A 727-nucleotide genomic window follows, 5' to 3' on the forward strand; every position below is an offset into this window, starting at 1 on the left:
GATGTGGTGCTTGATGAGGGTAAGCAGCCACTGACCGTTGTCGGGTCGCTGAGCGACGAAGGCCTGCATGAGAGGGGCTTTCTGCAGGTCGATCCGCAGGCTGTCGGGATCGGTCAGTGCCTTGAGCTGCCGGAGCGGATCGGCGTCGGGCAGCAACATCACTTCATGAACGGGGAGCGAGGCGTGACGGTAGACGACCTGCACGGCCCGCTCGAGACCGTCCCAGCAGATGGCGGTGCGCAGAATGGCATGACGGTCGATGACGGTCTGCAAGGCGCTGAGCAAGGCGTCGAGTCGCTCGCGCGAGTCGAATGCCAGGGTGGTGGGCAAGAGGTAGGTGTCGCCGGTCTGACTGAGCAGGTGGTGGAAGAGGATGCCTTCCTGGAGCGGGACGAGGGGGTAGATGTCCTGGATGTTGGCGGCTCCGCCGGGCACGGTGGCAACGACGCGGTCGATCTCCTCCTGCGAGAGCGAGACGAGGTTGAGCATGGCCGGGGTGATGGCATCGGTGCCGGCGGGGATGAGGTTGGGCGGTACTTCAAAGGTAGGAGCAGCGCTGCGGGTAGCCGCGGCCAGCTCGGCGAGGCTGGGTGAGGCGAACACTTCGCGCACACCGGCACTGATGCCAGCGTCGCGCATGCGTTCGACGAGCTGGACGGCGAGTAGCGAGTGGCCACCGAGATCGAAGAAGTTGTCGTGCCGACCGACTTGCTCGACGTTGAGCAGT

Annotated in this window: 1 protein-coding gene; it reads right to left on the minus strand. The window is 65.1% G+C overall.

The annotated features are described in order from the left end of the window. On the minus strand, positions 1 to 727 hold a 727-nt coding region (locus tag VK92_RS24660; protein ID WP_048026775.1), incomplete at both ends, for a condensation domain-containing protein.

This window comes from Burkholderia sp. LK4, assembly GCF_001043615.1.
GTDB classification, from domain to species: domain Bacteria; phylum Pseudomonadota; class Gammaproteobacteria; order Burkholderiales; family Burkholderiaceae; genus Burkholderia; species Burkholderia cepacia.